Below are 9,785 nucleotides of genomic sequence, written 5' to 3' on the forward strand. Positions count from 1 at the left end.
GAACCGGCCTGGAGAACCGGCCTGGAGAACCGGCCTGTTGCTGGCACTTCAGTTCACATTTGCCCATCGGTTGCATGAGGCAGGCTTTTACGGCGTCTCCTCATTAACACGGCCAAGGCGATACCGCAATGGGGTGTTGACCCCATTGCCCTTAGTTTTTAGGGAAGCAGGTAATCGGGTCCGGAACGGGCACTCGAGGCCGATTCTTGTTAAGGATGAAGGTGTTTTGACATTTTTGAATTGTGATTTTCTATTGCCCGCTGGCAAAGCGTCCGGGTAAATCAAAAATCTAAAATCACCCTTCATCCTTGCCCTTCATCGTTGCGATGCAACGGAAGCCGGCGTCGGGCGAGCGGGCGTCCGATGCAAGCCGCCTGGGGGTGGTCCGCTCGAGCGGCTTCCATTCCGACGCTTTTTCCCCGAAGAGCTTTCGGTTATTATAGGCGGCGCCTTTCAATATTTTGCCGGTGAGGTCGGAATCGGAACAGAACTCCCAGACATTACCCAAAACATCGAAGAGGCCGAATTGATTAGCTGCGAGGCTGCCGACCGGTGATGGGGAAAGGCGCGGCGCAAGCCGGCTGGTAATGGCGTCTTCGAACCGGGCGTCGCCCAGAAAGAATTCCCACTGCGCTTGCGAAGGGAGGCGATAAACAAAGCCGCCGGGCAAGGCAACCCCGTTGGCCTCCGAGGCGGTGAGTTTACGACAGAACTCAGCCGCTTCAGTCCAAGTGACATTTTCCACCGGCTGCACGGCATCTTTGAACTGGCTGGGGTTGGTTCCCATGACCCGTTCAAATTGTTCCTGGGTAACTTCGTATTTAGCCACATAGCCGCCCTGAGCGGTGCCGGGCAGCCCTGCTATCCAAACCAAAACCATTCCGATGCTGTTGGTTAAAACCTTTCGCAGGGCGGAAGCGGCGGCTGCGGTTGCCGAGTCCCTGGAGTCTGGTAGAGAGGCAGGCGCCACGGAGGGGGCACTTGCAGCTCCAACCGCGCCGGGGGCAGTACTCGCCAGAACCACAAGTTCGTGGGGAACAGACTGGGTAACAGGCGCGGGCGCAGCGGGCACAGGCTGGTCGGGCGCAGGTTTTGCAAGAGCAAGCTGGGCGTTTGTTTGAAGCGGCGCTATGGACTGGACGTTTGTATTGAGCACCGGCGCTGACACGGGTTTGGGCGCCTGTTGGCTGGCGAGCGCTTCGTGTGGCTCGCCCGGTGCGCCTTGAACCGGCGCATTGGATTTCTGGGTGAGCGCAGCATCGGGCGGAAGCGCGAGAGGTTTCTCAATCCCTGGTTTATTACTGGCGGTAGTTGCGGCAGTGGGGGGCGATGGCATGTAGGAGTGTTCGCCCTTTCCGGGCGCATTGCGCAGGAACAAAGCCGCGCCGCCTCCCAAAAGGATTCCTCCGCCACAGAGCGCCAGAAACAATTTGATGCCTTTGCCCTTTCGGAACCATCGGGCGGTGGCGGAAATCCAGCCGCCTGATTCGCTTTCTGAAGGCTGGTCCTCTTCGGCTCGGCCCAGGTCGGCAAAGCTCTTGCCATTCTGAAATTCGGCTAGCGCGCTCCTGGCTTTGGCCTTAAAGGGCTCGTCCATTTCATACGGGACATCGGTGACCAGAGGCAACGCTGCGGGCAACGAGCGCAGGCAAAAGAACTCGTGGCTTGAGGGTTCGCCGGCAATCACGTCCAGCCAGGGCCCAGCCGGAGAGGAAATAAAGAGGCAAGGCACAAAACGGTCCACCCGAATACCGAGCAGCCGGCTCCAGAGCAGCACGCTGGGTTCAAAACCCAAAGCCCCTGCGGGCACCCGCATGTGCTGCGGACGCAACCCGGAGAAATCGCCGCGCATGTCGAAATTGCCCGGCCTGTAAGAGGCCATCTGGTTTTGCAGGTGGTACAGGGCGCGGAACCAGCCCTGCTGGTCAGGCCCGAAAGCGGCTTCGTTGACAAATCGGGTTCGGGCCTGGCTGTCCACTAACGGGGATTCAGCGGCGGGATTTGCCCCTGTCAGCGCATTTTGCAACTGCGCGCGATACCGGGTTAAAATGCTGCGCACTTCGGCGGCGCTGTTGGTTGCCCTGCAGGCTTGCTCGACCTGTTGCAGCCGGGGCAACACCTGTTCGATACCCCACGATGCCGGCGCGCCAATACAATGAGCGCAGACAACCATCGGGTAGCGCGTGCGCCCTTTGCCGTCGCTCGAAGACCACATCCGGCCGACGAGGAATTGCCCGGAACGCTGCCACAGAAAAACGTGGTTGAATTCCTCGATGCGTTCGGCGGGCTTGAGCTTCTCCCAAGCGCCGGTGTCGATCTGGCCGCCAACGCCCTGGACGTACAGCGTGCGTTTGGCCAAAACCAGGCTCTCGCTGTCCAACCCAAGGTCTTCGATATGATCATCCCAGCCCGGGTGCTTGCCAAAAGCGCCCAACCCGAGGAAACGGTCGCTGCCCGGATCGAGGCGCGAAGCGTCCTCAGCTAAGAATCTTTTGAAAAATTGGCTCATGATCCCCTGCGCCCGGCCTAATCCTTTGGCCACTGGTTCAGGTCGGGCAAAGGCTGGCTGAAAACCAGTTTCAATCGCATAACGCTGGCGCGCGGGTCGCCAGAGCGATTGAAATTCCTGGGCACGACCCAGGTTCGGGCATCGCCAGCAGGTTTTCCTCCATACTTAAAGAGCAAAGTTAGCGGGCTCCACTCGCCCGAATCGCTCAACACCTGGGCCTCGCGGTCCGGGGCCTCATACAATTGGAAGCTGCACGGTTTGGCGACGGTGATTTTGCCGAGTTCCTGGTTTTCATCGATTTGGAGTTTGATGAGGCTGGCGGGCACTCCCTCCTGCGACAGCTTGATTAAGCGCAGGCTGGTTCGCCACAACTTTTCCTCCTCTTTTGCGTCATCATCGGGCTTGAGCAGAGTAATGGTGCAGGAAAGCGGTTCGCCCTCTTTCCCCTTGAGGGACGAGGCGACTTTGCTCAACCCATGGACCCGCGTGACAAAGGGGCCCCAGGCCGAAGTGCCTTTAACGCCCGAACCCTGCAGAGTTGCTAAATCCGAGGCAATGCCTTGCAACAGTTTGGATGCGGGGTCGAGGCTTGCGGCAGGCAGTATTTGGGTGGAGCTTTGAACCAAGGGGAACAGGGCAACGGGGGCCACTGCTTTGCCGGCCTCGATGCGGAATGCATCGGCAAACAACGCATCCAGATAGAAATCACCCACAGCCGCCACGTCGTTGCTGGCATAACCGGCGTACGCCTTGAATGCCTTCTGCAAATCGGCGCGCTCGGCCACAACCTGATCCAGCTTGGCCGGCAACTCCTGCAGGGTCACATTGGCGTAGCAACTGTCATCGGAGAGTTTGGCGGCGCGATCATAGAGACTGAAACGCTGTTCAAAGAGTTTCCGATTTCCAGATACCGCCAAAAATTCCGCATCCAAGCGGTTAAAGTCCGCGATGTCATTGGCGGAAATCATATTGGCCAGGTTCGAGCTAAAAGAGGCTTTCGTGGCCGCCAAGCGGTTGGAGACATGGGCAAAGACGGGGTAATCGGGATGTTTGCGCAATGCATTGGTATTGGCGTGGTCGATCTTTTCAAAGGCGCCCCAGGCGTAAGTCATGATTTGATTGGTGTAGGTCTGCCGGGCGGCATTGAACAGGAGGGCAGACTTGAAGAGTTCATTTTTGGCGGCTTGAGCCAGGAGCGGCTCGATTTTGGCGCTGCTATTGCGCAAGGTCTGCAGGGCGCTTCTGGCGCGGTCAGCGTCTGCCGCTTTGGAGGCGCTAAAGAAATCTTTCTCGGCGCGATTGAAAGTATCGAAGGTGGCGCGCAGGTCGGCAATCTGAGTCCAGTTGGTGGCGACGTTGCGGATGGTGTTGGTGGCGGTGCGGATGCAAGAATCCAGGCCGGCCTGGAGGAGGGAATTGGTGGCCACGCCATGATTAGTGGTTGTCTCAGAAAGCCAGGCAGGTGGCCAGACGCCTTGTCCAAAGCGGTTCGAGGAGTAGGTCCAGGCCATGCTCGCCACGAGGTTCGTATCGTCCGCGGCGTTCTGTCCGGTGACGTACTTGGAGAAGAGCCCCAGGAAACTGGCTGCAGCGTGGCTATCCATCTCAACCGTATCGCCGGCGCGCCGGGAGAGCACGTCCGATTCCAGGCGAATCAAGCCTGCCAGGGCGTCCGGCAGTTTATCGGGCATGGCAGCCAAAGCCGGGTTGCGGATGGTTTTATCGAGGGCGTCGCGGAGCGGCTTAAGGACACCCGTCTCGAAGATGACACGCTGGGCGTGTTTGCTGTCGCGATTATAGCTCGCAGCCAGGCCCGGCGAGGTCCAACGCCCTTGAATTTCATTCTCCGACAACTCACGGAGTTTTTCGTGGAACTCGCCCAAGGTCATTTTCTGGTCCGCGAAGGTGAACCGGTTGGTGACGAGGGAATAGTTACCTTCATCTTCGAGCCGGAAGAGCGAGCGGTTCCAGAGGCCCTTGTCATCCCATCCTGTATCTTTGGCAGCGGCCCAATAATCAGCGCGGTCCTTGACCTGGCTGCGCACGGTGCGCATGCCGATCCAGGCGACGACAACAAAGACCATCAGCGCCACGAAACAACTGGCATAAAGGAGCATCTGGCGCTGGCGCAACATCGAGCTGGTATTGGTCGCGCGCGTGACGAGACCCTTTTCCTTGAACACTTTGTCCATGAACAGGTCCCGGAGGAAATACGCCCGGTCCCGTTCCCAGACCTTGCCTTCGGGCAGTTCGTCAGCGGCAATCCCAATCGCCTCGGCCAGTTCCTGGTCCAAGGCAGCGCCTTCCCGCATGGATGAGGTAAAATAAATCCCGCGAAGGAAGAGCGGTTTGGCAGACCATTCACCGGGCATGAAGATGGTTTCGAGGTAGCGACGCAGGCGCGGGGCCAGCATCAGGAGGCTGTTGGGCAGGGCATAGAGCGAATCGACTTCATCGGTGCGCCGTGGAGCGCTTTCAGCCACCGGGTCACGCATCAGACCCAACCGCCGCCGGCGCAGGCGCTCGGCCACCACGCCAAGGTGCTTCTCGACCATCTCGGGTTTGAACGGTGAATCCAGCGGCTCGGGGTTTGCCCAACCGAGCATTTGATGCTGCAACTGGGGGTCGGTCAACCCTTCAAAGAACTCGCGAAATCCGTTGATCTTATCGCTCTTGGTAATGACAACATAGACCGGAAAGCGGAAATCCAGCACGCGCTGAATGACATCGAGTTGTTGGGCGATCTTGCCGGCCTTGGCGGCGATCTGGTCGGCCGAGTCCTTAATGAGGCTGTCGGAGGGAATGACCAGAAGCAGGCCATTAATGGGGCAATAAGGGCGGTTCTTTTTGAGCAGTTTGAGGAACTCTTTCCACTCACTGGTTTCGCCGGGCTTGACGTCTTCGAAGACCAGACGCCCAGCGGTATCGAGCAACACGGCATAGTTGGTGAACCACCAATTCATGTTAATGGTTCCACCCGCTCCCATATAGCCGGTGTCGTTGTCTCCTTCGTGCATCCCGGGAGGGAAGCCCACATTGCAATGGCGGACTGCCTCGGTTTTGCCCGAGCCCGGTTCGCCGATGATGGCATACCAGGGAAGGGTGTAGAGGTCCTTGCCGCGCGAGCGGAAGGCCTCGACCCCATCCTCGAATTTCTTGCGGAGGCTGTCGAGTTTGGCCATGTCGGTGGCCGAGATGCCGCGGGGAGTGGCGGTGGTGCTCTGCTGCAACTCACCGCGCAGGCGGGCATTTTGCTTTTTGCGCTGCCAATAATGCCACAAGAGATAGCCGCCCACGAAAAGCAGCAGCAAACCCACAAGAACGGCGGCAAATATCAACAGCAGTTTCCAACTCCCTTTTCCGGCTGCGCCGCCGGCTCCCACCAGGGCAACAATGCCGGTGGCCCCAAGAAACCATTTTATCGGTGAAGGCAAGTTCGAGAATTTATCCATACTACAAAAGCGTTACTTGGGCTGTGCCGTGATCTGGTGTTTGGCGATCTCGGCGAAGGAATCATTGAGGTCGGCCCTGGCCCTGTGGTAGAGCCAGACATAGGAGGCGACACAGGCAAAAATCAGGGCGAGAAAAATCATGCTGATGACCAACACCTTGCGGCTCGGGGGCTCCGTCAGGTCCCGTGTATCGACGCCTTCGTAGGCATCGGGGCACATTTTGGCCATTTCATCGGTTTCCAGCCAGCGCTTGATGCGCGGGGCGATGGTGAACATGGTCTTGCGCAGCAATTCGGGCTGGCGGAAGTAAATCCCGCTGAAACCCAAGCCGATGCAGACATAAAACACCGCCAGCCGCTCCGAGGCCTCGTCGCTCGAGTCCTTTAAATCCTCATCGAGCAAATCAAAAAACTTCTCGTCCCCGGCCAATTCATTGCGTTCGTATCCCAGGCGATTTTGATTCCATTGCGCGGCAAAGCGCAGGCCGCTTTCGGAGATGATAGCATCGACGAAGAACAGGAGGGGGAGTTCGACTTTTTTGATTTGGCTGCTCAGGCGGAAGTCGCTCGCGGCCCGTTGCTGCATGTCCTCGAAGATGGCTTTGATCTCGCTGCGGACGACCGCGTAATCGAGGCTCACGCCGCGCGGCAGGGCGGCGCCTTTGGTCAAGAAGGTGGTTTCGCCGGTCGGGGCGACGCCGGACTTGCGGCCAACGCGATTGAGCCGGCAAACGTATTGAAAGAGCGGTTCGGTTAATTCCAGGAGTGTCATGGTTTGGGCGCGCCCGAAGGCACGGTCATGTATAAGGTAAATTCAGCTCCGGACCAATCCAGTTCGCTGCCGGTCCAGCGGATCGTGGTAGATTTTTCGGAGGCGACCTGCTGCCACATCCGTTCGCTCGCAGTGCGGTCCAGGCGGAAGTAATGCAGGTCAGATTGTGCGGGCAATTCGAGCGGGGGATGGCGCTCCTCTTTCAAGGCGATGCCGCGAATCGCGCGGGTGGCCAGGCTCTGGGGCATGAGCTTGAATTTGTCGCCGTCTTCCACGTAGCGTCCCAGGAGGAGCGGGTCCAGCTTGGACTTAATGCCCAGGTAATAGGCGTTGGGCTGGGCCAGGTGCTCGGGCAGGAGGGTTGCGGTTAAAATGCCGTTGAGCTCTTTGAAAGCCAATTTGAGGTAGCTTGGCGCCACGGCTCCGCGGAGGAACGAGCGGATTTTGGATGAAAGCTCCTTAAAGACCGGCAGCGGATTATCGTGGTCGTATGGAGAGGCATCGAATTCGTCCCGGTCCGGGTGCAAGGCGGCCAGTTCGCCCAGGAGCCCGCGAAATTCGACATACATCAGGAACGGTGTTGCGTTCTGGGCTTGAAACAGGGAAGGCAGCCGGCCACTTGCGCGGTTCAAGGTGGTCAGTCGCATCAATTGCTCGAACTGGACTCCGCGCATGGTTTCGAGGCTGAAGCCGCCCCGGGCCAACTGGACGACCAATTCCTTGCGGCTGGCCTCGACCTGGCTGACGAGGTCTCGCACGATCTCCCGCAGCACAGGCGAACCGGAAAGCAGAAAGCAGGGGGGGACATACTCGGGGTCCTGGCGAGGCAGGCCGACCTCATCGCCGGCAGCGCGCAAGACCCGCATCAGAGGGAGCAGTTCCATATCTGCGGTATCCTCGTGCTCGAACATGAGGCGCGAGTTAATTTTGCGGATCTGGACGGGCTTGGGGTTCTCGCCGGTATTTTCGTCGGTACACTCGACCTCGCCGATGCGGTAGAGGAGTTTGGCGCGGGTGTCGGAGTCAGGGCCGATTTTGACGGTATTGGCGCGGGCGTTTTGCCATAAGGGGACACCGAGGAAAATCCGGAAGCCAGCGGCGCTCTTGGCGAGGGCCTGTTTGATATCGAGCGAGGGCAACTCGGCCATATCGGGGTAATCGATGATTTGGCCGCTGGGCATAATGGCCCGGAGACGGTCGAAGCGAATCCGCATGTTCTCGAGTTCATCCCGGGAGAGGCGGGCTTCGATCAGGCCATAGGGGTAACTCCAGGCCAGCTTGCGCTCGGACTGGACATTCTCCTGGACGCCTTTCTGCATCCGCTGCAGATGGTGTGGCTGCAGGAACAACCCTTCGTGCCAATGAATTTCTACAGACATACGTTTTAACCCATGGGCCGGCCCATGATGAGGGTCTCGGCGGCGCGCGCCATGGATTCCTGGAGACTTTTCTCGATGGCGGCTTCGGCGCCATACTCCTTGCAAAGCTGCACGTATTTGCGCCAGCAGGCATACTCGAGGCTCTCGAAGACTTTTTTCTCGCTGCGGGCGGCGGCTTCTATCGCCTCGGGGTCGAAGAGTTTGGCCCGCTCGCGCGCGTAGGAGGTGCCGGCGCGGCCAACGGCCCCGAGCAAGCCGGCTACCAGTTTGCGGCTGCGTTCCAGGAGTTGGAGCAATTGCGCGGTGGAGACCTCCTGGCTGCCGGCCAGGTACTGACCCGATAATTTCGCCAGGTCCCCTTCTCGTCGCACCATGGATTTGGGGGCGACCTGCTTCCACAAAGTCCACACGAGCTGGTCCAGGGTCAGGACCATATCAAAGAGCATGGTCAAGGCCTTGCCCGCGCGCTGGGTTCCGAAGGCTTGAGCCCCATCGAGGCCGAGGCGTTTGTGCAACTCGGGGGTCAACTGAATGGCGCCGTCGGTCTGCTCTGGGATAAGCCCGGCCTGCTTGAGGCGATTGGTAAATTGTGCGCGCAGGTCAGCCGGCAGGGAAGGAAGCAGTTCCAGGAGACGTTCGAGGAGTTGTTCGGGGGTCAGAGGGGTTTCCTGGCCCGGGGCAGCAACCTGAACGATGGTGGGAGCTGCGCCGCCGTGGCAGGTTGGGAACCTGAGTGCCAGGGCTTCCAGGAGGGCCTTGCGTTTCTCCGGGACGGACCCTTTCAAAGCGCGCTCGAGCTCCTGGGCAATGAAGTCACGCCTTGCCGCGCCATCGTCGTCGGCAAAGTTGGCCTGCACAAGGCGCAGGCGGGCCGCCAGGGAGGCGGCCCACAATGCTTCCTCAGAAAGGTGCGATTCCATACATTTCAGCGACCCTTTTGTCCGCACAAAACTCCACTCATCCTCGATTGCGCCGAGACTGTCCGGAGGCGGCAAAAGCTCGCTGGATTATTCCTTAGTTCAATCCAAGGAAGATGGAATGTCAACAGGCAAACGCCGCCGGGGCGGGTGGGGGCGTGGCAGAGTCCGCAGCATGGTTAGCGAATGGTTACCGAAATCGAGAGAGGTGGGCGCGGGTTGAATGGAGAGCGCGTGTGGTTGTTCATTGTATGAACATCGAACATTCAACTTTGAACATCCAAGGATCGGAGCTTGGGGAGGAGCGGTCCGGGCGTTGGTAGGTCCGGGCCAGATCGAGGCGGTGGTGGTTTTCATATGTCTTCACCCTATCCGAGGCTATCCGAGGAAGTTGCCGCGAAGGAACGTAGAGAACGCAAAGAAAGAAGAAAGTCGGGGGGGGAGACAAACCACAGGTTGACTCCGGTTTTTTGGGGAAGAGCAGACTGGGGGGGAGGCACTGGCCAATAACCAATGGCCGATAGACAACGGAAGGGGTGGGGCAAAATGAGCGAAGTGCAATTTGGCGCAATTTGCTGCAATTTCGCGCAACTAACTGCAATTTGGTGCAACCGGTGACCGGTGGGCGGGTCGGTGGGAAGACTGAACAGGAGGGGACTAAACCACGGGGGCACGGAGGAAGAGGACGGTTGGGCTATCGGGACCGCCGCGGGTTGCAGTTACATTTGGTGAGATTTGGTTTGATTCAGTTCGGATG

At 59.0% G+C, this 9,785-nt stretch carries 5 protein-coding genes; all 5 read right to left on the reverse strand.

What is annotated here, in order from left to right; all coding sequences use genetic code 11:
• Positions 1 to 295: 295 nt before the first annotated feature.
• From VG146_21080 to VG146_21100, 5 genes are read right to left on the reverse strand one after another with little or no spacing between them, the layout of a single operon-like run.
• Complete coding sequence (locus tag VG146_21080; GenBank protein HEV2394851.1) at positions 296 to 2,542, reverse strand: SUMF1/EgtB/PvdO family nonheme iron enzyme; 2,247 nt, start codon at positions 2,540 to 2,542, stop codon at positions 296 to 298.
• Positions 2,527 to 5,961: a type VI secretion protein IcmF/TssM N-terminal domain-containing protein gene (locus VG146_21085; protein ID HEV2394852.1), complete on the reverse strand. Its 3,435-nt coding sequence runs from the start codon at positions 5,959 to 5,961 to the stop codon at positions 2,527 to 2,529. The genes VG146_21080 and VG146_21085 overlap by 16 nt, the downstream gene beginning before the upstream one ends.
• A 12-nt stretch (positions 5,962 to 5,973) precedes the next feature.
• Positions 5,974 to 6,732, reverse strand: a complete 759-nt coding sequence (locus tag VG146_21090; GenBank protein HEV2394853.1) for a DotU family type IV/VI secretion system protein — start codon at positions 6,730 to 6,732, stop codon at positions 5,974 to 5,976.
• Positions 6,729 to 8,111 (reverse strand): type VI secretion system baseplate subunit TssK, encoded by a 1,383-nt coding sequence (gene tssK / locus VG146_21095; GenBank protein HEV2394854.1) that lies wholly within the window; start codon positions 8,109 to 8,111, stop codon positions 6,729 to 6,731. Before tssK ends, VG146_21090 begins: the two co-directional genes overlap by 4 nt.
• A gap of 5 nt (positions 8,112 to 8,116) precedes the next feature.
• Entirely contained in the window at positions 8,117 to 9,031 is a 915-nt protein-coding gene (locus tag VG146_21100; protein ID HEV2394855.1) for a hypothetical protein, read from the reverse strand.
• Positions 9,032 to 9,785: the final 754 nt, after the last annotated feature.

This window comes from Verrucomicrobiia bacterium (assembly GCA_035946615.1).
In the GTDB taxonomy this organism is placed as follows: domain Bacteria; phylum Verrucomicrobiota; class Verrucomicrobiia; order Limisphaerales; family UBA8199; genus DASYZB01.